This is a genomic window from Acinetobacter haemolyticus CIP 64.3 = MTCC 9819 (genome assembly GCF_000369065.1).
GTDB lineage: Bacteria > Pseudomonadota > Gammaproteobacteria > Pseudomonadales > Moraxellaceae > Acinetobacter > Acinetobacter haemolyticus.
Genome location: NZ_KB849809.1, coordinates 1 through 23657 on the forward strand (window position 1 = coordinate 1; position 23657 = coordinate 23657).

The 23657-nt window shown below is 39.9% G+C and carries 21 protein-coding genes; 7 read left to right on the plus strand and 14 right to left on the minus strand.

Translation table 11 applies throughout. The features are described 5' to 3' along the window. Positions 1 to 151 precede the first annotated feature (151 nt). The gene (serC, locus tag F927_RS13895) at positions 152 to 1231 is read right to left on the minus strand and encodes a 3-phosphoserine/phosphohydroxythreonine transaminase (protein WP_005086184.1); all 1080 of its coding nucleotides are present in this window, start codon (positions 1229 to 1231) and stop codon (positions 152 to 154) included. 240 nt (positions 1232 to 1471) lie between these two features. Next, positions 1472 to 2404 carry an IS5-like element IS17 family transposase gene (locus F927_RS13900; RefSeq protein WP_020846310.1) on the minus strand — a complete coding sequence of 311 codons (933 nt, stop codon included), beginning with the start codon at positions 2402 to 2404 and terminating at the stop codon, positions 1472 to 1474. A gap of 188 nt (positions 2405 to 2592) precedes the next feature. On the opposite strand from F927_RS13900, the gene F927_RS13905 reads away from it, so the two are divergent. The 4 genes from F927_RS13905 to F927_RS13920 are packed head-to-tail and all read left to right on the plus strand — an operon-like array spanning position 2593 to position 7505. Continuing rightward, positions 2593 to 4089, plus strand: a complete 1497-nt coding sequence (locus F927_RS13905) for a TolC family protein (protein ID WP_008941743.1) — start codon at positions 2593 to 2595, stop codon at positions 4087 to 4089. 12 nt (positions 4090 to 4101) lie between these two features. After that, entirely contained in the window at positions 4102 to 5262 is a 1161-nt protein-coding gene (locus F927_RS13910; protein ID WP_004757626.1) for an HlyD family secretion protein, read from the plus strand. A gap of 3 nt (positions 5263 to 5265) precedes the next feature. Continuing rightward, entirely contained in the window at positions 5266 to 6396 is a 1131-nt protein-coding gene (locus F927_RS13915; RefSeq protein ID WP_004640160.1) for an ABC transporter permease, read from the plus strand. Next, positions 6393 to 7505, plus strand: coding sequence for an ABC transporter permease (locus F927_RS13920; protein ID WP_004682706.1), 1113 nt, complete (start codon positions 6393 to 6395; stop codon positions 7503 to 7505). The genes F927_RS13915 and F927_RS13920 overlap by 4 nt, the downstream gene beginning before the upstream one ends. 24 nt (positions 7506 to 7529) lie before the next feature. Here F927_RS13920 and gyrA read toward each other — a convergent pair whose 3' ends face one another. The 5 genes from gyrA to xerA form a co-directional block, all read right to left on the minus strand. Then, complete coding sequence (gene gyrA / locus F927_RS13925; protein ID WP_005086186.1) at positions 7530 to 10259, minus strand: DNA gyrase subunit A; 2730 nt, start codon at positions 10257 to 10259, stop codon at positions 7530 to 7532. Between the two features lie 342 nt (positions 10260 to 10601). Next, positions 10602 to 11117 carry a DinB family protein gene (locus F927_RS13930; RefSeq protein WP_005086188.1) on the minus strand — a complete coding sequence of 172 codons (516 nt, stop codon included), beginning with the start codon at positions 11115 to 11117 and terminating at the stop codon, positions 10602 to 10604. Between the two features lie 115 nt (positions 11118 to 11232). Further along, positions 11233 to 12165 (minus strand): electron transfer flavoprotein subunit alpha/FixB family protein, encoded by a 933-nt coding sequence (locus F927_RS13935; RefSeq protein WP_004952903.1) that lies wholly within the window; start codon positions 12163 to 12165, stop codon positions 11233 to 11235. A 17-nt stretch (positions 12166 to 12182) separates the two neighbouring features. After that, positions 12183 to 12932, minus strand: a complete 750-nt coding sequence (locus F927_RS13940; RefSeq protein ID WP_005086189.1) for an electron transfer flavoprotein subunit beta/FixA family protein — start codon at positions 12930 to 12932, stop codon at positions 12183 to 12185. Between the two features lie 438 nt (positions 12933 to 13370). After that, positions 13371 to 14258 (minus strand): site-specific tyrosine recombinase/integron integrase, encoded by an 888-nt coding sequence (gene xerA / locus F927_RS13945; protein WP_161414287.1) that lies wholly within the window; start codon positions 14256 to 14258, stop codon positions 13371 to 13373. Between the two features lie 156 nt (positions 14259 to 14414). Here xerA and F927_RS13950 point away from each other — a divergent pair, with 156 nt between their 5' ends. Continuing rightward, on the plus strand, positions 14415 to 15026 hold the full coding sequence (locus tag F927_RS13950) for a LysE family translocator (RefSeq protein ID WP_005086190.1): 612 nt from the start codon (positions 14415 to 14417) through the stop codon (positions 15024 to 15026). Here the strand turns inward: F927_RS13950 and F927_RS13955 are convergent. The 5 genes from F927_RS13955 to F927_RS13975 form a co-directional block, all read right to left on the minus strand. Then, a complete protein-coding gene (locus tag F927_RS13955; protein WP_020846361.1) occupies positions 15023 to 15637 on the minus strand; it encodes an alpha/beta fold hydrolase in 615 nt (204 codons plus the stop codon). The two genes, F927_RS13950 and F927_RS13955, sit on opposite strands and share 4 nt — an antisense overlap. A gap of 59 nt (positions 15638 to 15696) precedes the next feature. Next, positions 15697 to 16551 carry a diaminopimelate epimerase gene (dapF, locus tag F927_RS13960; RefSeq protein ID WP_005086192.1) on the minus strand — a complete coding sequence of 285 codons (855 nt, stop codon included), beginning with the start codon at positions 16549 to 16551 and terminating at the stop codon, positions 15697 to 15699. Positions 16552 to 16556: 5 nt separating this feature from the next. Continuing rightward, positions 16557 to 17807, minus strand: coding sequence for a diaminopimelate decarboxylase (lysA, locus tag F927_RS13965; protein ID WP_005086193.1), 1251 nt, complete (start codon positions 17805 to 17807; stop codon positions 16557 to 16559). 22 nt (positions 17808 to 17829) lie between these two features. Continuing rightward, on the minus strand, positions 17830 to 18069 hold the full coding sequence (gene lptM / locus F927_RS13970; protein WP_005086194.1) for an LPS translocon maturation chaperone LptM: 240 nt from the start codon (positions 18067 to 18069) through the stop codon (positions 17830 to 17832). 332 nt (positions 18070 to 18401) lie between these two features. Beyond that, complete coding sequence (locus F927_RS13975) at positions 18402 to 19901, minus strand: alanine/glycine:cation symporter family protein (RefSeq protein ID WP_005086196.1); 1500 nt, start codon at positions 19899 to 19901, stop codon at positions 18402 to 18404. A gap of 357 nt (positions 19902 to 20258) precedes the next feature. Between F927_RS13975 and radA the strand changes: the two genes are divergently transcribed. Beyond that, positions 20259 to 21647: a DNA repair protein RadA gene (gene radA, locus F927_RS13980; RefSeq protein WP_005086199.1), complete on the plus strand. Its 1389-nt coding sequence runs from the start codon at positions 20259 to 20261 to the stop codon at positions 21645 to 21647. An 82-nt stretch (positions 21648 to 21729) separates the two neighbouring features. Next, a complete protein-coding gene (locus F927_RS13985) occupies positions 21730 to 22800 on the plus strand; it encodes a Tim44 domain-containing protein (protein ID WP_005086202.1) in 1071 nt (356 codons plus the stop codon). A gap of 52 nt (positions 22801 to 22852) precedes the next feature. On the opposite strand, the gene F927_RS13990 is transcribed toward F927_RS13985, so the two are convergent. Together F927_RS13990 and F927_RS13995 are read right to left on the minus strand one after the other, a co-directional pair. Then, positions 22853 to 23335 (minus strand): hypothetical protein, encoded by a 483-nt coding sequence (locus F927_RS13990; RefSeq protein WP_005086203.1) that lies wholly within the window; start codon positions 23333 to 23335, stop codon positions 22853 to 22855. A gap of 14 nt (positions 23336 to 23349) precedes the next feature. Next, positions 23350 to 23535, minus strand: coding sequence for a hypothetical protein (locus F927_RS13995; protein WP_005086204.1), 186 nt, complete (start codon positions 23533 to 23535; stop codon positions 23350 to 23352). Between the last annotated feature and the right edge of the window lie 122 nt (positions 23536 to 23657).

A 23657-nucleotide genomic window follows, 5' to 3' on the forward strand; every position in this document is an offset into this window, starting at 1 on the left:
TAATCTCGTTGTGTTCGTTTAACTCGTTGTTCTTTTTCATATTCCATAAAATAAGCCTCTTAAGGTGTATACTTATTTCAGGACGGGACATAATGTAAAATAATAAAAGCCCTCAGTTTTGAGGGCTTTTATTTTAAATAAACTTTATTACTTAACCATGACGTTTAGCAAATTCATCCATAAAGTTCACAAGTGCCTGCACACCTTCCAATGGAACAGCATTGTAGATACTTGCACGCATACCACCCACTGAGCGATGTCCTGCCAAATTAAGCAGATGATTTTCTTCAGCTTCTTTCAAGAAGGTTTTTTCCAGTGCCTCATCTGCCAAAGTGAAAGGAACATTCATCATTGAACGATTTGCTACTGCAATCGGGTTATTATAGAAATCGCTAGCATCAATATAACCGTAAAGTAGTTTTGCTTTTTCTTGATTCACTTTATGAATCGCATCTACCCCACCCTGGTCTAGCAACCATTCAAAAACCAAACCAGCCAAATACCAAGCATAAGTTGCTGGTGTATTCACCATAGAACCATTCTTGGCTTGGTCTGCATATTTTAGAATGCTTGGAATTTCAGGTTTTGCTTGATCCAATAAATCATCACGGATAATCACAATAGTTAATCCAGCAGGACCAATATTCTTTTGTGCGCCCGCATAAATGAGTCCAAATTTATTTACATCTACGGGTGCAGACAAAATACTAGATGAATAATCACAAACCAACGGCGCGGTTACATTTGGAACATCTGCGAACTGCAAACCACCAATGGTTTCATTATCAGCATAATGCACATATGCTGCATCATTTGAAAGATTCCAAGTACTTTGTTCTGTGATTGCATGTTTGCCATCAATCAAAGTGGCCGCATCTACAACATTTACATCGCCGTAGAGCTTTGCTTCTTTTAATGCCTTCTCAGACCAAATTCCAGTATGGATATAATCAGCTTTGTTATTCTTACCCAACAAGTTGAGCGGAATCGCCGAGAATTGGAGAGATGCGCCACCTTGTAAGAACAGCACTTTATAATTCTCAGGAATATTCATGAGTTTGCGTAAATCAGCTTCCGCCTTTTCCGCAACAGCAACATAATCATTGCTACGATGACTCATTTCCATGATCGACAGCCCCTTACCCTGCCAATCCAACATTTCTTGTTGAGCTTTTTCTAAAACGGCAGTAGGTAATGCAGCAGGACCAGCGCAGAAATTATAAGCACGCATGAATTTTCCCTTGTCAAAGTGAAACAAATTGAGATAGGAATTTAAGCACAGATTGACGTAGCTTGCAGCAGCTTATCCAATAAATATTTCAATCATCTTTGGGTATTTGACTGATTTTAACAACAACCGTTTCTATTTATTTATGAGCAAATTATCTAATTTTCAGGAAATATATTTAGATTAAAAACGGTTTTGTTGCACAAAGATTTGAAATGCAAAGCGCCCCTAATTGAGCCAAATTTAAGGCGTAACTTGGGTAAGTGGTCGACCTAATTCCGTAAACCTGTTGAGGACTGCTACACGTGCATGAATTTCATTCACCTGACTAGGAAAGCTTCTTGCCATTAATTTATCGCCTAATAATTTAATGCAATGCATCTTGGTTTCCACCAAACTTCGTCGATGATAGCCTGACCATTTTTTCCATAGTCTCCTGCCTAAACGTTTAACTGTTCGAAGTAATTCATTTCGTTCTAGCGAGCTGATCTTTGTATCTTTCCATGGTTTCGCATTTTTTCTAGGTGGAATCACCGCATGCGCTTGCCGATCTGCAATGACCTGACGGCATTGCTTGGTGTCATAAGCTCCATCGGTATAAACAGAGTCAATCTGCTCATCTTGTGGAATCTGATCGAGTAAATCACCAAGCACTTGTGAATCACTGACATTATTTGTAGTGAGTTGAATAGCGCGTATTTGAAGGGTTTCAGCATCTATACCAATATGTAGTTTACGCCATTGGCGACGATATTCAGGTCCATGTTTCTTGCGTTTCCATTCGCCCTCACCTAGAAACTTCATGCCTGTAGAGTCTATGAGTAGATGCAGCCCATCGCTACTTTTTTGGTAGCTGATTGCAATATCAATATGCTTTTGTCTTCTACAAAGCGTACTGTAATCTGGTGCGGTCCAATTTAATCCACAAAGTTTAATCAGACTTTGCACAAAGCCAGTGACCATACGTAAAGATAGACGGAATAAGGATTTAATCATTAAGCAGCATTGGATAGCTGCGTCGGAGTAGGTTTGATTTCGCCCTTGTTTGCCTTTTGATGGAGCATACCATTGCGTAGCAGGATCAAACCAAATGGCAATATTTCCGCGACTCATGAGTGCTCGGTTATATGCGGGCCAATTGGTTGTGCGGTAGATTTTGTGTGTAGGCTTCTTCATTTGAAAATTATATCGCTGAAAAAGCTTTTACAGATAGGTTTGTGCAACAAAGCCCTTAAAAACTCTACTTTTTACAAATTTGATACATCAACATCAGCAATATAACTATTTAATTAAAAAATATTATTTTAATTTTATAAAAAGAATTTAGACTCACTCAGGATATTATTAAAGTGCGACATACCATAATGTTGAAGCGACATAATCGACCGAGTTCTAAGGTCACACGGTTTCCAAAACAGCTAAGTCTCTGTATTAGTTTAATCAGTTATGCCTTATTTTCTACATCTACACTTGCTCAGACACTCAGCTATAGTGAAGCAGAGAAATTTGTCGTAGAAAATGCATATTCAACTCAAGCCCAGCAGGCACTTCAACAAGCATCTCGCTTAGAGATGGAAGCTGTCAAACATTTAGGGCTTCCGCGAATTGATTTAAATGCACGTGCTTATTCTTTTCATAGTGAAACAAGTGTTCCTTTAGAGTCAAGTAAACGCCGATTAGAAAACTCACTTACACGTGGTTTTGATGACAAATTATCTCAATGGGGAAATGTGTTCCCACCAGAAGTCATCGATCAAGTCAGCCAAGGTTTTGATCAAACCGTCAGTGATGGATTAAATAAAGTACCCAATAATTTAGATGTCACCATTAAAGATCATGATGTGAGAACATCTGTTTCTATGGTCATGCCACTTTATACAGGTGGAAAAATCAGTAGTGCCAAACAAATTGCCAGTATTCAATCCAAGCGTTCTGACATCAGTGAGAAACAGCAACAAGATTCTCAGCGTTTTGAAATGATTCAGACCTATTTTAATGTGCAATTGCAGCAACAATTATTAAGCACCAGTTTATTTAATCTAAATGCAATGCAACAACATTATGACAATGCATTAAAGTTAGAAAAGCAGGGTTTTATAAATAAAGGACAACGCATGCAATTTGAAGTTGCTCGTAATAATGCGCAACGTACCTATCAAAATGCACAATCGAATCTACAAGCGAGTCAGTTTAGTTTACAAAATTTATTGCAAACTAAAGCGCCATTAAATCTCAGCACTCCCCTATTCGTAAATACAGATCAAAATCATTCATTAGATAAGCTACTTGCAAACTACGACCAAAATTCAAGCCTCATCAAAAAACTGCAAATGGACACACAGCTAGCCAATGAAAATGTCCGAATTCAGCAAGCAGCTAAAAAGCCAAGTGTCTTTGCTTTTGGTGAATATGGTTTAGATGAGAAAGAAAATTGGATCATTGGCGTTATGGCAAAATACAATTTATTCTCTGGTGTCGATATAAATAAAAACGTACATGCAGCAGAACTAAAACGTTATGCGGCAGAACTCATGACAGAACGTACCAAGCAAGAAATTGAAAATGTGCTGTACAAATCCTATAGCGAATTGAATGCTTCGCAAACCAGCCACCAACTATTGACACAAAACACCAAAGCAGCACAAGAGAATCTACGTATTCAACAACTTTCCTTTAAGGAAGGTATGGGAACTGCAACTCAAGTCATCGATGCACAAAATGCATTGAATGCATTGAGAAGTGAAATGGCAATCAATGCATATAAATATATTTTATCTTTAGCAACCCTATTACAAAGCTATGGCTCGATTGACGAGTTCAAGCTCTATGTTAATCAACCACGTACTGATTTTATCCGTTAATTGGAGACATTTATGAGCCAAAATCAATCATCATCCAATTCAAAACGCGATACAGATAACGTGGCAAAAGCGGATGAAACGCAAACGACTAACGTCGTAAATGAGCAAGCATCTTCAACAGAACAAATTGACACTAACAAGACTGCTACACCATCAAATACTCAGGAACCACCAGCGCAACCACCCCAGAAAGGTAAAGCTAAAATTATTGGTCTAATTATTGTATTTATTTTGCTTGGCTTAATTGCATATGGTTTATGGAAAGCATATCAACCCCAAGCAGTTGAATTACAAGGACGAGTTGAAGCTGAAACAATAAACATCAGCACCAAAGTAGCTAGTCGTATCGAAGAATTTTATGTAACTGAAGGACAAGCCGTAAAAAAAGGGCAAGCGCTTATTCGCTTTGTGAGTCCCGAACTTGAAGCCAAAAAAGAACAAGCCCAAGCCGCCTTGCAAAGTGCAATGGCATTCCAGTCAACCGTTTATCGTGGTTCTCAACAAGAAATTATTGAAACTCTGTATGCCAACTGGCAAGCTTTAAAAACGCAAGCAGAACTTGCAGCAACAACCTATAAACGAGGTGAAAACCTCTATCAACAAGGTGTGATTTCTCGTCAACGTCGTGATGAGATGCTTGCGGCACAAACCTCTGCCCGTGAAACTGCTGAGGCGTCATATCAACAATATGCACGCGCTAAACGTGGTAGCACCGAACAACAGAAATCAACTGCCGATGCAAAAGTCGCCATGGCACAAGCTGCTGTCAAAGAAGCAAATGCATTGACAGAAGAAACCAAGCTCTATTCACCGGTCGACGGTACTGTATCGAAAACCTATGGCAAACCAACAGAGTTAGTCGCAACTGGTGTGCCTGTCGTCAGTATTATTGAAGACCATGAGATGTGGGTCAGTTTAAATGTCCGTGAAGATATGTATGAAAGTGTATATCAAAACAAAACTTTAGATGGTTTCGTACCTGCGCTGAATCAAAAAGTCACATTTAAAGTGAAGAACATTGATGTTGAAGGAGACTTTGCAACCATTAAAACCACACGTCAAACGGGTGGTTATGATATTCGCAGCTTTAAATTCCACTTAGTACCTGAGCAATCTATTCCAGATCTTAAAGTTGGAATGAGCGTACTTTTTAAAATTAAAGAGGCAAAATAACCAATGTTTGCTGCAATGCTTCGAGAGTTGCGTTATTTAAAATGCCATAAAGTAGATGCATTTATGGCAATCATTATGCCTTTATTGATCATCATCTTTTTTACCAGCATGCTTTCGGCTGGAAAAGCTGAGCACTTACCGATTGCCATTGTTGACCAAGATCAAAGCCAATTAAGCCGACAAATCATTCATAACCTCAGTATTAACCCAAGTCTAAGTGTAAAGACTATCAGTTCAAGTCAAGACGAAGTTGAACGTATGATTAATAGTACTCAGGTTTGGGGTTTTGTTTTCATTCCTGAAGGTGCGGAGCAACGACTTGTTCAGGCAAAAAATGCTCAAATTAGTATGGCGTATAACCAATCTTTTTTTACTATTGGCAATACCATTGCTTCAGCAATGCAAAGTAGCACCCTCAATGCCATTGGCGACTATTTAGGTAACAGTTATTTAGCAAATAAAATCCCTTATGCTGAATTCCCTACGCCACATGTCAAAGTCTCGATGCTATATAACCCCAGCATGAGTTATGAGCTATTTTTAGGACCGTTCATTGTTCCTGCAGTACTCCATTTATTGCTGTGTTGTTGTATTGCATTCGCAATCGGGCAAGAATTTAAGCGTCATACCTTTGCAGAATGGCTAGGTTCAACACAGATTGTTTCTCGATTTTTTGGAAAAATTTTGCTTTATGTGCTGATTTTTTGTTTCTGGACATGGTGCTGGATGTTCTGGCTCAGCCAGGTCAAAGGTTATTTTATCGCAGGCTCACTTAGCTTTCTTTTGATCGCTCAGTTTGTGTTTTATTTTGCCTATGCCATGATCAGCAGTAGCGTTATCTTAGCTACCAAAGACCTGCCTAAAAGTTTTGGTTTTATCGCACTATATGGTGGCTCATCCATGAGTTTCGCAGGTGTCACACTCCCCTTAAATAATGCTCCTGCATTTACACAATTATGGTCAATGATTATTCCATTTACCCCTTACGCAAAATTACAAACTGAGCAATGGGTGATTGGAAGCGATGTCATTATTTCAGTTATACCTTTCATTATTCTGCTCGTTTTTGCAGTGATATTTAGCTTATTAAGTCTTCGTTTATTGAGGAAAAATGTTCAGGAGATTCACTCATGAAATCATTTTTCTTTTATTACAAACAAACTTTCAAAAATATTGTGAAAAATAACTCAGTGTTTACCACACTGATTGCCTCTATCCTCATGTATAGCTTTTTCTATCCAACTGCCTATAAAGCGCAAGTTGCAGAAAATATTCCGATCGTGATTGTTGATGAAGAACAAAGTGTTTTAAGCTCTAAAATTATTAGTCAAACTGCTAGTAGCCCCCATATCCAGATACAGGCTGTCACAGGGAACTTCCTTGAAGCAGAACAAATGGTGAAAAACCAAAAAGCTGAAGCGATCTTATTACTTCCAGAAAACCTGAGTCAAAGCCTCAGACGTGGTGAAATGGGAGGGATTGGGCTTTATCTCAGTACAGCATATTTTTTACAAACTAAAGAAGCTGCTACAGGTCTTGCGACCTCGATCGAATATACACTGAAAGAGCATTTGGAAAAATTTGGCGAAGCCTCCCAATTTGAAATTGAGCTGCCAATCCACGATATTCCGTTATTTAATACATTATCTGGATATGGAAGTTATATTTTTCCCGCTGTTGCGAGTTTAATTATTCATCAGACACTGTTATTAGGTCTGGCTATGTTGATTGCGAGCTATCGTGAATCAGGTTGGATCGCAAAACCAATCGAGTTTTGGGCAACTTTTACAGCAATTCTCACAATAGGTTGTCTTGGTTGTTTATATCTCTTCGGTTTTACATTTTGGCTTTATGACTATCCTCATGGTGGAAATTTCTGGGGAACGCTGCTTGCAACGCCAGTTTATGTAAGTTGTATTATCGGTCTAGCGATGCTGGTTGGATCTTTAGTAGATATGCCTGAACGTGTAGGACATTTAATTGTTGTCACCTCAGTCCCTCTTTTCTTATTAACAGGTACTGCTTGGCCACATGCAGCTATGCCTGAATGGATGCAATACTTAGCTTGGACTCTTCCATCTACACATGGTGTTCAAATGTTTGTGCAATTAAATCAGATGGGAGTACCTACAGCAATCGTGATACCTAAACTGATTTATTTAGCAACTCTTGGTGGAATCTTGTTGGCTTGCTCTTATTATCGTTTAGTCATGCTAAAGCCAATAAAAAAGGAAGCTAATTAGCTTCCTTTTTTAACAACTTATCACTTAAGCTTCTGGAGTATCATCTTTAGGTTCTACTAAAGCTTCCTCAGAATTTACTGCATCAAGCTCAGTATTTTCTACTGATTGCTCTATAGTCTCTAACTCTTCGTCTTCTTCTACAGCTTCAATAGATACAACACCAACTAATGTTTCAGCGTCACTCAATCGAATCAGACGAACACCTTGTGCGTTACGACCTGTGGTTGCCACTTCTGCTGCACGTGTACGAACCAAAGTACCACCATCAGAAATCAACATCAGCTCTTTGGTTTCATCAATCGATACAGCACTGATTAACTCACCATTACGCTCACTCGTTTTAATCGCAATAACACCCTTACCACCACGTTTCTTGGTCGGGAAGTCATCAACTGGAGTACGCTTACCATATCCATTTGCACAAGCACATAACACTTCACCTGTTTCTGGAACAACAAGTGAAACAATACGGCTTACAACATTAGAATCAGAAGAATCGTCATTATCATCGCTGTCATCATTTTCAACTTCAGCATCTTCTACGTCGATCGTGTTACTTGCGAAACTAACACGCATACCGCGTACACCTTTCGCAGTACGTCCCATTGCTCGAACATCTGTCTCAGCAAAACGAATCGCTTTACCTTCATTTGAGAACAACATGATCTGCTGATTACCATCCGTAATAGCAACACCGATCAAGGTATCTTCTTCGTTTAACTCAATAGCACGTAAGCCATTAGAGCGAACATTACTAAACTGTTCTAACTCAACACGTTTAACCGTACCTGATGCCGTAGCCATAAAGACATAGTGATTTTCAGGGAACTCCGTCAACGGTAAGATCGCGGTAATTGTTTCATTCGCTTCCAATGGTAACAAGTTCACCATCGGGCGTCCTTTAGCACCACGAGAGGCTTGAGGTACCTCAAACACTCTCAAGCGATAAACTTTACCAACATTGGTAAAGCACAATACTGTCGCGTGGTTCGATGCAACAATCAAATGCTGAATAATGTCATCATCCTTCATTGAGGTTGCAGATTTACCACGACCACCACGACGTTGAGCTTGATAATCCGAAAGTGGTTGCGTTTTTGCATAACCTGTTTGAGAAACAGTGAGGACCACTTGTTCTTCAGGGATTAAGTCTTCACGACAGAAATCAACACCAGATTCAACGATTTCTGTGCGGCGTGCATCACCATACTGTTGCAGGATTAAAGCAAGCTCTTCACGAATTACGTTCATCAATAAATTAAAGTCATTTAAAATCGCCGTTAATTCAGCAATTTGACCTAAAATCTCAGTATATTCAGCGTGCAACTTATCTTGTTCAAGACCCGTCAAACGATGTAAACGTAATTCAAGAATCGCATTCACCTGTGTTGGTGATAAACGATAAATATCTCCTGACAGACCAAATGGACGTGCAGGATCTTCCCCTTCAATTTCATCTGGGCGAACTGAAATAGCGCCAGCTTTTTCTAGAAGTGCGACAACACCACCACCAGCCCATTCACCAGCCTGTAAACGCTCACGTGCTTCACTAGGATTGGCAGAAGTCTTAATGGTTTCAATAATGGCATCAATATTCGCTAATGCAACAGTCAAACCTTCTAAGATATGCCCACGTTCACGTGCTTTGCGAAGCTCATACATGGTGCGGCGTGTCACAACTTCTTGGCGGTGACGGATAAATGCCGCAATAATATCTTTAAGATTCATCAATTTTGGCTGACCATTATCTAGGCAGACCATATTGATGCTGAAAGAGTTTTGCAGTTGGGTGTGTAAGAATAAATTATTTACAATGACTTCCGCGTTTTCGCCACGCTTCAAATCAATTGCAATACGCATCCCTTCCTTATCTGACTCATCTCGAAGTTCAGAAATTCCTTCAAGTTTCTTTTCTTTAACTAGTTCAGCTATACGCTCAATCGTTTTTGCTTTATTGACCTGATATGGAATTTCAGTAAAGACGATAGTCGTACGACCCGTTTTTTGATCTTCTTCGAAATGATACTTACCACGGATATGAAGACGACCTTTACCCGTACGATAAGCATCTACAATACCTGATTTACCGTAAATAATACCGCCAGTTGGGAAGTCAGGACCAGTAATATGCTCCATTAATCCTTCAATAGAAATATTCGGATTATTGGCATAGGCTAAACAAGCATTGACGACCTCAGTCATATTATGCGGCGCCATATTGGTCGCCATACCTACTGCAATACCTGTTGTACCATTGATCAAAAGATTAGGAATACGAGTAGGCATCACTTGCGGAATACGCTCAGAACCGTCGTAGTTATCTTCCCAATCAACCGTGTCTTTTTCTAAGTCGGCCAAAATTTCATGGGTAAGCTTTTGCATGCGAACTTCGGTATAACGCATTGCCGCCGCACTATCGCCATCGACAGAACCAAAGTTACCTTGACCATCGACCAACATATAACGCAAGCTAAAATCTTGCGCCATACGAACAATCGTTTCATAGACTGCACTATCACCATGAGGGTGATATTTACCGATTACATCACCCACTACACGAGCAGATTTTTTATACGCTTTGTTATAATCATTGCCCAATTCGTGCATTGCGAATAATACGCGACGATGAACAGGTTTGAGACCGTCTCTCACATCTGGCAATGCACGAGATACGATTACGCTCATTGCATAATCTAAATATGAATGCTTGAGTTCGTCCTCAATGGCAATCGGTCTGATTTCCGATACGCTCATGCATACTCCTTGTTTACAGATAGAAACATCTACCTGTTTTTATGTCTTCAATCTTGCAAAAATTTAGCTCAAAAAGATTGAACTAAAAATAAAAAATACAGCGAAAAATTATAGCATAAACAACCAACTAACAGGGAGTTAAACCCATTGAAAATAGCATTTTTTTACAATAAAAAATTGATTAGAATTAGTAAGTTAAAAAATATTTTTTGATTGTGAGCTTTCAAGAATATTTTTTTAATATGATGGCTAAAATACGTACAAAAACATCATAAAATTTTAATCTTAAAATCATTACTTCACGTCGATTACGAATTAAAATTTATGATCATTTTTATGTAATTAGCGATATAAATCTGCTTGCTCTCTTTGGAAATATATTAAATCCAATGCTAATGAAACGCCTGTGATTTGAAAAATCATGCTATGCAGCTGACCACGGTGATGGGTCTGATGATTAAAGACATGCGCGAGCACTTCAATAAGAGGCTCAGTATGGCGCTGCCCGTGTCGTATGTAAGAAATGGTACCATGAAATGCTTCATCATTAAGCTGCTGCACGAATGCAATCATGCTTTGATCTTTAAGGAATCTCGCATTAGTGAGCGAATCTAAGTTTGCATGAACAATCTCATCTAAAGCATACTGAGACTGCACTACCCCATGAATACGCTCGAACCATAAAATATCAGCAACCAATATATGATTTACTGTACGAAACAATGACTCGAAATAAGCCCCACAATTTTGATTGATTTGGTCTTCATTTAAGTCTTTTAAAACAGAGAATAATTTTTGATTCGCCCAAGCGTTATAATTTGCCAACATCAAAAAATATTTTTTAAAACTATAACTCATTAATTAGATCCATTTTTTATTATAATTTTTAACATAAAAAAGCGCTCCTGAGCAGAGCAGTAAAGCATCGCTTTAACCGCCTGCGCAAGAGCGCTTTAAACTTTAATTCAGTGAATTAAAGTTTAGATACCAATTCTGGTACAACAGTGTTCAAATCACCAACTAACCAGTAGTCAGCAACGCTGTTGATTGGTGCTTCTTCGTCTTTGTTGATAGCAACAATAACTTTAGAATCTTTCATACCAGCTAAGTGCTGGATCGCACCAGAGATACCGATCGCCATGTATAGATCAGGCGCAACGATTTTACCAGTTTGACCAACTTGGAAGTCGTTTGGTACGAAACCAGCATCAACTGCTGCACGTGATGCACCTTGTGCAGCACCAAGCTTGTCAGCTAATGGGTCAAGTACTTTATGGTAGTTCTCACCAGAACCTACACCACGACCACCAGAAACAACGATGCGCGCAGCAGTTAATTCTGGACGATCAAGTTTCACGATTTCTTCGCTTACAAACTTAGAAATACCAGCATCTTTCGCTTCAGCAACAGCTTCAACAGCAGCAGAACCACCTTCAGCAGCTACAGCATCAAACGCTGTACCACGAACTGTACCAACGATAATTGCTTCATCTGATTGAACCGTTGCAATCGCGTTACCAGCGTAGATTGGGCGTTTAAATGTATTTGCAGATTCTACAGAAATGATATCTGTGATCATGCTTACATCAAGAAGTGCAGCAACACGTGGAAGAATGTTCTTACCAGTTGTTGTAGAAGCAGCTAATACGTATTTGTAACCTTTCGCTAAATCCGCAACTAAAGCAGCTACGTTTTCAGCCAATTGGTTTGCATAAGCAGCATTGTCAGCAAGTAATACTTTGCTCACACCAGCAACTTTAGCAGCAGCATCAGCAACTGCTTGAGCGCCAGAACCAGCTACTAATACAGTAATATCACCACCGATTTTTTGAGCTGCCGCAACAACGTTTAAAGTTGCACCGTTAAGTGTCTGGTTGTTGTGATCAGCGATAACTAAAATACTCATGATTGTATCCTTCTGTATTAGATCACTTTCGCTTCATTTTTCAATTTTTCAACAAGCTCGTCTACAGACTTCACTTGTACGCCAGCTTTACGTTCAGCAGGTGCTTCAACTTTAACAGTTTTAAGTTTAGTACCAGTTGCAACGCCATAATCAGCAGGAGATTTAGTATCAAGTGGCTTCTTACGAGCTTTCATAATGTTTGGAAGAGCAGCATAACGTGGCTCATTCAAACGTAAGTCAGTTGTGATGATTGCAGGAAGTGCAAGCTCAACAGTTTGTAAACCACCGTCGATTTCACGAGTAACTTGAACTTTACCGCCGTCAACTTTAACTTCAGATGCGAAAGTACCTTGACCAGCACCAAGTAAAGCGCCAAGCATTTGACCTACTTGGTTAGAGTCGTCATCAATTGCTTGTTTACCAAGAAGAATAAGTTCTGGTTTCTCAGCATCAACAACGCCTTTGAGGATTTTAGCAACTTCTAGAGCACCAATTTCATCAGCAGTTTCAACTAAAATACCACGGTCAGCACCTAAAGCCATTGCAGAACGGATTTGTTCTTGAGCATCTTTAGTACCCACTGAAACAACAACGATTTCTGTAACCGTCCCTTTTTCTTTTAAGCGAACCGCTTCTTCAACTGCGATTTCACAGAATGGGTTGATAGACATTTTAACGTTAGTAAGGTCAACCCCACTATTGTCCGGCTTAACACGAACTTTAACGTTGGCATCAACCACACGTTTTACAGCAACAAGAGCCTTCATGTAATCCTCGGCTGTTCTAAGCAAGTAAATGTAGTAAAGAGTATTCTAACTCTTCGAATGAAACTTTTTAGGTGCCCTATCTTGCAATGTATTTGGCATTTCGGTCAAGTCACAATTTCTGCTAGCACAATAAAAAAGATGAAATGCCCAGTTCACTAATTTGAAACAATTATTCATTTAGCGGTTTAAATTTATCAGCAAAATGAATATTACATTTTGATTTTTCTAATCTTTTAAATAATTCAAAGACCTAAAACAAACTTTATTCTTCAATTTAGAATGATCTATGGCAGATCATTTCTCATCATTTTAAACAGACTTCAACTTTATATAAAAACTGGCAATAAAGTAAGCACCATGAATTAGTGAACTTTCTAGAGAAAGTGGAAAATTCATCGACTATTAAACAAGCAATTTTGCAACATAATATATCAAAAATTAACTTTTTTGTGCGCGAGGATGGGCTTGATCATAAACTTTTGCTAACTGATCAAAGTCTACATGGGTGTATATTTGTGTGGTAGATAAATTACTATGCCCCAACATTTCCTGTACAGAGCGCAAATCCCTACTCGCTGAAAGCATATGACTCGCGAAACAATGTCTTAACAAGTGTGGATGTAAATCAACATTCACCCCTGCGCGCTGGGCTTGTAATTTCACTCGATTTTCAATCTGCCTCGGCATCAAGGCACCCCCTCGTTGAGAAATAAATACTGCTGAGTCAGCCATAAAGCTACCTTGCCAAATGCGATAAATTTTCAGCCATTCAATCAAACTTTGTTTTGCTTTAGTACCAAAAGGAACGATTCTGGTTTTATTGCCCTTACCCGTAATACGTAATAGCTGGCGATTAAAATCAATATCCTTAATGGTCAAACCTTGCAGTTCAGCCAAACGCAATCCACTTGAATATAAAAGTTCCAGCATAGCTTTATCTCGTAACCATAGCTGTTGATCAATCGGTTTTTCTGGCGCAGCCTGATCTAAGATTTGATTGACCGTTTCGATATCAATCATACCCGGTAAAGGTCTAGGTTGGCGCTTTAACTTAAGATCGGCAGATGGATTATGTTGTAGATATTGTCCTTGCGCTGCCCATTTCATAAATTGACGGATTGACGTCAAGTTTCGTTGCAAACTACTGGAGCTCAATTGGTCCTGCTCTACCCGAGATGCCAGATATTCTCTTAAATCTGAGGCTTCAACGTCTTGTAGCTGCAATTGCTTATATTCACAAAATCTAAAGAAATCAGATAGATCACGTTGATAAGCGGAAATAGTATGCGCTGACTGATTTTGAATAATTCGTTCTTTTAACCACATCGACAGCAGCTTTTCAGGAGCTTCCAAATCTTTCTCCATTCTATTTCCTACATCGTGATATTCTAGCAATGTTTGTTCTCAGTATTAAACACATCTCGAAGATCATTGATCATTGTAATACAATAAATTTCAAGCATTAGACTTTAGCCCACTGCCATGACAACAATTCTAATCCCTTACCTAATCGCAATTACCCTCCTCACGATCACTCCTGGCCTAGACACAACCTTGATTATTCGTACTGCAACACTCGAAGGAAAATTAAAAGCCTTTCAAGCAGCATTGGGAATTAACTTAGGGTGTATTGCTTGGGGACTTATCGTGGCTGGCGGATTAGGGGCATTATTAATGACTTCTGATCTGGCTTTTAACATTCTAAAATGGATGGGTGCATTCTATCTTGCATGGCTTGGATTGAATATGCTCCTAAAACCTCGCGCACAACTTACAAATACAGAAATAACTCACTCAACTCAGAACTGGTTTGTTAAAGGTTTTTTAGGTAATTTGCTTAATCCTAAAGTTGGTATTTTTTATATTTCATTTCTACCTCAGTTTATTCCGCAATCTGCCTCACCAATTGCTTGGACGATGGGGTTAGTCATGATCCATGTGGTCATTGGTTTTATCTGGTCGATGTTCCTCATCTATGCCATGCAAACGGTTTCGCATTACTTGAAACAACCCAAATTTATTCGCTATATGGATCGAATTACAGGTAGTATTTTTATTTTGTTTGCACTCAAACTTGCGTTTAGTAAACGTTAATTTGAATCGTGACGATTCAAATAAGTATTGATGTATGCTGCGACCTGCTGTGCATGTGTATGAGCAAACTGATGATCACCATCCTTTATAATGTGCAGTTCAGCATTTGGAAAGCGTTGATTTAAATATTCCCCGACAGTGGGTGGACTCAATGGATCTTGATCTCCCCACAATAACAATACTGGAATATCAATTGAATCTAGCTCGGCGTCAAAATCAATATTGGCTGTCACAAACCAATCAGGATATTCTAAAAAATGCAGGCTATACCCTTCACGCCAATCTTGAACATCAAAAGGCTCCAGCGGAATACCACCAGACGTCGCAACCAATACTAATCCTTTTACCCATTCAGGTTTAGTTAAAGCAGAGACAACTGCAAAAATCCCACCCATGGATTGAGCGACGATCACACATTCTTGTTGAACTTTTCCGACCACATAATCAATCAATGCCTCGAAGCTTTCTATATTTTTATCTGCTTCAACACAACCAAATGAAGGATAACCTATAATTTCTTTGTCATATTTATCAGGCAACAAATCACTTACAGGTTGCCAAAAATTTAGATCGCCAGATGCACCCGGTAAAAAAATAATTTTATTCTTCATCAGCAACTTCAAACTATTAAAATAAAAAAGAGCACCATGATCTGATGCTCTTAAGTGCATTAAGATTGAAAATATCTCAAATCCAAACGCCCTTCATATACATATGCTGTTGGACCCGTCATCCAGACCACATCTCCTTCACGCCATGCAATATGCAACTTACCGCCTGCAAGCTGAACTTCAACTTCATTCGCGAGTAGACCACGACGCATACCGCTTACGGCTGCAGCACATGCACCTGTACCACAAGCTAAGGTCTCACCAACACCACGCTCAAACACGCGTAAACGCACGTGTTTTTCATCCAAAATTTGCATAAAGCCTGCATTGACTCGTTCTGGAAAACGCACATGCGATTCAACTTGTGGACCAATTCCAGCTACATCAGCGGTTAGTACATCTGGAACAATCGTCACTGCATGCGGATTGCCCATATTGACGACATCAATATTAATGCTCTTGTCATCAGCAAGCTCTAAGGAGTATAAACCCTCAATATCTTCATCAACTTGAGTTACAAACGGAATCTCGTCTGGAAGAAATTTTGGTGGCCCCATATTGACACGAACCCAACCATTAGCCCCCAACTCAGGTTCTACAATACCCGCTTTGGTCTGAACACGGATCTTGGTTTTTGTGGTTAAACGGCGTTCATGAACGAAACGTGCAAAACAACGGACGCCATTTCCACATTGTTCAACTTCGGAACCATCCGCATTAAAAATACGATATTTAAAGTCAACATCTGGAAAATCAGGTGGTTCAACAATTAAAAGCTGATCAAAACCCACACCAAAATGACGATCTGCTAAACGCTGAATCGTCACGCTATCTAGATAAGCTCGCTGGGTAATGAGATCAACGACCATAAAATCATTGCCCAAACCATGCATTTTGGTAAATTCTAAAAACATCCAATTTACTCCTCAGGCAACAAACGCTCTTTTTCCCAGAGTGATTCTATTGTTTCGCGCTCGCGAATTAAATAGGCCTGATCGCCATTGACCATTACTTCGGCAGCTCGACCACGACTATTATAATTTGAACTCATCACAAAACCATATGCACCAGCACCCAAAACAGCCAACACATCATTTTCTTGTAGAGCCAAATTACGCTCTTTACCTAAAAAATCACCAGTTTCACAGATAGCGCCGACGAGATCCCACGTTTTTACTTCAACATCTGGATTTGGATTAACTGACTGAATATCCATCCACGCCTCATACAACGCTGGACGAATTAAGTCATTCATTGCCGCATCAATAATCGCGAAGTTACGATGATTGGTTGGTTTTAACAAATCAACCTTGGTCAGCAAAGCACCTGCATTGGCAGAAATACTTCGCCCCGGTTCCATATAAACTTTCAAACCCAGTTTTTCTAAAGCAGGACGCATTGAATTTGCATATTCAGCCACCGTTGGCGGTGTTTCATCTTTATAACAAACACCTAAACCACCGCCGATATCAATATGTTTGAGGTTGATCCCAAGTTTTTTCAACTGCTCAATCATTAAAATGACGCGATCAAGTGCATCAACGAATGGTTTGGTTTCTGTCAACTGCGAACCAATATGACAATCAATACCCACGATCTCTAAATTTGATAAAGACGCTGCATATTGATATGTTGCATCAACTGCATCGCTCGGAATACCGAACTTGTTTTCTTTTAAGCCGGTCGAAATATACGGGTGCGTTTTTGCATCCACATCAGGATTAACACGCAACGATATCGGTGCTTTTTTGCCGAGCTTTGCTGCAACTTTTTGAATTCGATCCAACTCAGCATGTGACTCTACATTGAAGCAAGCAATACCCACGGTTAATGCTTTCTCAATATCTGCTTCAGATTTACCCAGACCTGAGAATACGATTTTCGCAGGATCGCCGCCAGCAGCTAAAACACGCGCAAGTTCACCACCCGTCACAATATCAAAACCTGCACCCAATTTTGCCAAGACATTGAGAACAGCGATATTTGAGTTTGACTTCACTGCAAAACAGATTTGATGATCAATAAAATCAAAAGCACGATCCATATCCAAATAATGTTTTTCCAAAGTTGCTTTGGAATAAACATATAGAGGTGTGCCATATTGCTGTGCGAGCTGGTCTAATGAACATTGCTCTGCATGCAATACTCCATTAATGCGAGTGAAACTCATGAAGATGTCCTTATATACAAACTTAAGGTGAAGTGGTCTGAGATTGAGTCGAAGGTTGTGCGGTTTGGTTATCTACCTTGCTATCCTCTGTATTTACATCAGAAGAAACTTTGGCTGGAGATGTTTCATTCTTGTAAAGCAAGTATTTTGCACGTTTATCATGATTTGGATCAGATGGTAATTGCAATGCACCTGACTGACCACATGCTGTCAAAACAACACAACTCAGTAACACACTGATAGAACAAATGACTGGACGCATCTGAGCACCTAACTTTTACGATTCGCAGCAGTATAGCGTGATCAATCGACAGGCTAAAGTCTAAACATAAAAAAACGCCAATTTCTGAAGAAATGATCCAATACTGTAAAAATAGCTTTCTTTGTTAATAGCATTCAACTCATTGTTACCTGACACGCAAGATCACTTTGGATCAATCCAACACGCTATTTTTATTTTGTCCTGAACGAATATGCTATTTCATTCCACTTACCAATTCATCGCCTATATTCATTAATATTTCAAGTAAAAATCGAAAAAGCAGCCATATAGGCTGCTTTTAAGTAGAACATGAAGATGAATATCGTCAAGACTTAATCTTTTTTCGATTTATTCTTGAGGCGATCTTCCCAGAATGTTGCATTACGGATACCAAGTTTAACTGGATCAAATGTAAATTCAGTTACACCAGCTTTTTGCTGCTTCTCATAATCACGCAATGCTTTAATCGTCGGCTTCCAGATGAAGTAAGTCAAGATAATACCAATGATGTTAATCCATGCCATTAAACCAACACCAATATCACCGATGCCCCAAATATAACCAGTTGCACTAAGTACACCGTATGAAACTGACATAATGATAAAACACTTGGTCAAAAATAATAAAGAAGGTGTTTTTGTAATATAGCTCAAATACGTAATATTGGTTTCAGCAATATAGTAGTACGCAACAATTGTAGTGAATGCAAAGAAGAAGACTGCTAATGCAACAAAGATTTGACCAAAACCACCAAATACTGTGCTCACAGCCATTTGAGTAAAGGCGGGCGAACCAATTTCAGTTGCTGCTGCAACATTTTGCACGATGAACTGCCCCGCTTCTAACGTGCCTTGAACATTATACGTTCCTGTAATCAGAATCATAAATGCCGTTGCAGAACACACAAATAAGGTATCAATATAAATCGAAAAGGACTGTACAAAACCTTGCTGTGCTGGATGCTGAACCTCAGCCGCCGCCGCCGCATGAGGACCTGTACCTTGACCTGCCTCATTTGAGTAAACACCGCGTTTTACCCCCCAGCCAATCGCAGCACCAACACCTGCCATTGGTGAAAAAGCATCTGCAAAAATCATTTTAATCACACCAGGCAGCTCTTGAATATTAATAGCAACAATAATTACTGCCATTAAAATATAACCAAGTGCCATAAACGGTACGACAAACTCAGCAAAACGAGCGATACGCTTAATCCCACCGAAGATAATGACCGATAATAATATAACAATCACAGCAAGTGCTAATAGCTTATAAGTGCCTACATTACCAAAGACAATAGCACCTTCACCCGTAATTTGTGTAAATGCATTTCCTACTGCATTCGCTTGAATACCTGGTAAGAACAAACCACAAGAAATAATTGCGGCAATCGCAAATAAAACCCCTAACCAACGTTGTCCTAAACCTCTATCAAAATAAAATGCGGGTCCACCACGGTACTGTCCTTGATATTCAACTTTATAAATCTGACCTAAGGTCGACTCTACATATGCAGTACTTGCACCTAAAAAGGCAACCACCCACATCCAAAATACCGCACCAGGACCACCAAAACCAATTGCGGCAGCAACCCCAGCAATATTACCAACACCAACACGGCCTGAAAGTGAAACGGATAAAGCTTGGAACGATGAAATACCTTGCGCGGAGGAAGTTCCTTTGATTAATAATCTTCCCATCTCTTTAATTTGTCGCACTTGGACAAATCGAGTCAGAATAGAGAAAAATAAACCTGCGCCTAAACATAGATAGATTAGCGCTGGACTCCAGATAATACTATTTAACCAATCAACAATTTCTGCTGCACTCATAAAAATCAACCTTTTTTATATACGTCGGAAATATAACAACTGTTAAATTCCCATTTGTCTGAGCAAGAGCAATATCTATGCCATTCAACTTAAGTTTCACGACAAGAATTGAACAAACGCTCAAAGACCTTCCATGGAAAAAGTGAACTGAAGAAATATCTAAACTCAAAAACACACTGTATCTTACTTGTAAAAGTCTTATATCATGTTATTTTTCTGAGCACTTCCCTTTAACCAGTAATAGTACGAAAAAACGCCCTTTTTCTTTATCCTTATCAAGAAAAAATGGACTCGACGCATCGTCTTCGTATTTACTTTACTTTTTAACTAATTTACACAAATTTTTCAATTTTAAATATGGCAAAAATTAAAACTGTTTACCGTTGTGAACAATGTGGTGCTGATCATCCGAAATGGGCTGGGCAATGTACTGAATGCGGTGAATGGAACTGTTTGGTCGAAGTACGTATCGAACCGACTGTTACACATCGCGCTCAACCTAAAATCGGTGGCTATGCAGGGCAAGTTGCCAATATTACGACACTTAATCAAGTTTCTGTGTCCCATGAAACACGTTTAGCGACAGGTGTAAGTGAGTTTGATCGAGTGTTGGGCGGAGGTCTGGTCACGGGTTCCGTTGTGCTTATCGGTGGTGATCCAGGTATTGGAAAATCCACAATTTTGCTGCAAACAGCCACTCATATGGCCAGTAAGAACAGCTCCGCGCTCTATGTCACTGGCGAAGAATCTCTTTCTCAAGTTGCTTTACGAGCACAGCGTCTAGACTTACCTACCAACCAACTCAAGGTTATGGCAGAGACTTGTGTGGAACGTATTTGTGAAGTTCTGGCACAAGAACGCCCTGCGGTTGCCATCTTAGACTCCATTCAAACCTTGTATACCGAGACGCTACAATCTGCACCAGGTGGTGTTTCACAAATTCGTGAATCTGCGGCCCTACTCACACGTTTTGCAAAAAATAGTGGAACGGCGTTATTTATCGTGGGGCATGTAACCAAAGAAGGTGCTTTAGCTGGACCACGTGTGCTTGAACATATGGTGGACTGTGTTTTGTATTTTGAAGGGCAAACTGACTCACGTTATCGCATGATTCGTGCGGTAAAGAACCGTTTTGGTGCAGTAAACGAGCTAGGCGTCTTTGCAATGACCGACAAAGGGTTAAGAGAAGTTGCAAATCCTTCTGCAATCTTTTTAAGTCGTTATGACGAAGCAATCCCCGGTTCTATCGTGATGATTAGCCGTGAAGGTACTCGCCCCCTACTCGTTGAAGTTCAAGCACTGGTAGACGATGCACACACACAACCACGTCGTGTTGCACTTGGCTTAGAGCAAAACCGCCTAAATATGTTACTCGCAGTGATGCACAGGCATGGTGGCGTACAAACTGCAGGACAAGATGTATATGTCAATGTTGTTGGCGGATTAAAAATTACGGAAACAGGTTCTGACTTAGCTGTTCTACTTGCCTGTGCTTCGAGCCTACGGGGCAAGGCACTTCCACAACAACTCGCTGTATTTGGTGAGGTCGGTTTATCAGGTGAGATTCGTCCTGTTCCAAATGGTCAGGAACGTCTCCGAGAAGCAGCAAAACATGGCTTTAAATATGCAATTTTACCGCGTGGCAATGCACCGCAAAAAGCAATTGACGGGATTCAGGTGATTGCTGTTGCGCGTTTACATGAAGCTTTGACAGAGGCAATGCAATTGAGTGATGAATTGACATAAAAAAATATACTTTTTTGATTGAAATTCTGCACAAATACCTGCATAAATACACTCACAAATTGGAATTGAATAGGAATTTTCGATGCAAGTACACCAGCGTGGCTTGATGGCAGCTTTATTAATGGCAACTTTGGTTGCTGCACCCCTTGCGGAAGCGAAGCGTGCAGGTGGCGGTAAAAGCCATGGCATGAGCCGTTCAAGTTCAAGTCAATCACAGCCAGCAAATAATCAGTCTTATCAGCAACCACGTCAAGCAACACCAGCACAACAACAACCTGCTACAGCACCACAAAAATCAGGTCCTGGCGTAGGTGGTATGGTCGCTGCGGGTGTCGCTGGTGCAGCACTTGGTGCAGTAGCAGCAAATGCAATGGCTGATGATAAAGACCCAGCACAAACCGAGCAGCAAGCTGTAGCAGCGGAGGAAGAGAAACAAGGGCTTCCAAGCTGGATATGGGTGTTACTTGCAGCAGCAGCCGCCTTCTTTGTGTTCCGCAGATTAGGCGCAAAAAAAAAATTAGCAGCAAATAACCCATACGCTCCAAACAATGGCGGCCCAAACTCGAACCAGTTTAGCCGTCAAAGTTCACAACCAACTGCTCGCCAAACTGGTGACAATACCAATATCTTTGGTCAAGCAGTTGGCGGTGGTGCTGCAACACAATCTCCATTTGGTAATGCACCGACTCAAGCTCCATTTGGTAATGCACCGACTCAAGCTCCATTTGGTAATGCACCGACTCAAGCTCCATTTGGTAGTGCAACCATGAGCAGTGGTAATCAATTACCAGATGGCACTGAACCTGCTGCTTTTTTACGTGTTGCACGTCAGCGTTTCAACCATATTCAATCTATGAACACAGCAAGCAATATTCAGGAAATTCGCCGTTATTTAACACCTGACTTATATGCGTCTATGTATCAAGACATTATGGCAAACCAAGACCAAGACGTTGCGGAATTTAGCAATCTAAATGCAATGGTGACTGAAAGCACGACTGAGAATGGTCAATACATTGTCAGCGTTCGTTTTACCGGCACAGTCAGTGAAGATTTAAATAGCTTACCGCAGCCATTTACTGAAATCTGGCATTTTGTAAAACCTGCTGGTTCACAACAAGATTGGGTTGTCGCAGGTATTCAACAAGCTTAAAACGCTGATACACCAAAATGGCTACCTTGGGGTAGCCATTTTTTTGACCATTTCAATCCCAAAGATGATGAAAATACTGCGCAAATAGCTCCCGACCTTGTTGTCGTTTCAAATGATCAATCTGTTCCCATTGTTGCTTACGCTCTCTGTAAGCTTCTATATCTTGTTCATTAAAACCAGCTTTGGGGAATGTTAGCATCCTCATTGGAATACAATCATCAGAGCTTCTTTGCCGATCTACATCCTCGATCATTTTTAAATCATAAATACTAGATTCAATTGCCTCATAATCCTGTTGTGGTGAAAATGCATGGATCATTTGGTTTAAGGCTTCTTCCCATGCTTGTGCTGTTTGCTCTGTCGCTGTACCAAATGGATGCTCTGCGGTACTTTCTACTAAAAATGCGGATGGAATACCCTGTCGTTTCGATTGTTTAAACTGCACTAAGCCTGCATGAATAATTTTTGCTAAATGTGTATCTAAGTCCCAAACTTCTTTTTGAGAAAAACGGAGCTTTCCTTTTTGTATAAACATCTTATGTTCTTATCTTAATCGTTTTTAATTTGCTTAAAACCATCATTTTCTACATGGTAATACACCGTTTCACACATTTCCTGATTGCCATAACGACTCCCCACTGCCACGACCAAACGACTGTCTGTTTGGTAAAAAATATCGTTTGCGGTAAAGCCTTTCTGTTCACTATAACAATCAGCAAAGCTATCAGGCAGCATAAAGCTCTGCCCTGTTTTAGCATTATAGGGGTTTTGTTGCACAAAGATTTGAAATGCAAAGCGCCCCTAATTGAGCCAAATTTAAGGCGTAACTTGGGTAAGTGGTCGACCTAATTCCGTAA